At 67.5% G+C, this 495-nt stretch carries 1 protein-coding gene; it reads left to right on the top strand.

Going from position 1 to position 495, the window contains the following annotated elements; all coding sequences use genetic code 11:
• The first annotated feature begins 150 nt into the window (after positions 1-150).
• A complete protein-coding gene (locus QMX83_RS21600; RefSeq protein ID WP_282298673.1) occupies positions 151-441 on the top strand; it encodes a hypothetical protein in 291 nt (96 codons plus the stop codon).
• Positions 442-495: the final 54 nt, after the last annotated feature.

Below are 495 nucleotides of genomic sequence, written 5' to 3'. Positions count from 1 at the left end.
CACGCAGGGCGTGGCTCTACCCGGGCCGTAGAGCCACGCCCTGCGTGGCTGCCCACCGTCTTCACATGTTTTCGTAAAAGTTGCATAGCCCGAAAACGGGCCACAACCGACATTGGCGACCATCCATCCGTCAATCAGGAAACCCCTGCCATGACCGTCGCCCATTCCCCCATCGTACCGTCCGTAAAGGCCCTGGCCGCTGACCGCAGCGCCCGCATCCGCGCCCTCGGTCGCCTGCTGCGTCACGCCGCCGCCGGCGATGCCGATGTGCTGCTGGCCGGGCTGGCCCGCATGCTGGACGCGCATATCGGCCATGACCACGCCGATGAAGCCAGCAACGGCCGCATCCGTGATCAGCTGGATGAAATTGAACTGCTGCTGGCGCTGGAGATCGAACGCGCCGGGGTGCGGGTGGGGCCGCTGTTGTCCAGCGCGGCCTGATCGCAGGCACCGCTTGGGCCGGCCAACGGCCGGCGCTACCGGTGTACGGGCACG

It is taken from the genome of Stenotrophomonas sp. PS02289 (assembly GCF_029960115.1).
GTDB lineage: Bacteria > Pseudomonadota > Gammaproteobacteria > Xanthomonadales > Xanthomonadaceae > Stenotrophomonas.
This window is presented reverse-complemented; position numbering and strand designations above follow the sequence as displayed.

Excerpts from the sequence above, each read along its gene's own strand:
- QMX83_RS21600 (WP_282298673.1), top strand. The coding sequence starts at position 151 with ATGACCGTCGCCCATTCCCCCATCGTACCGTCCGTAAAGGCCCTGGCC.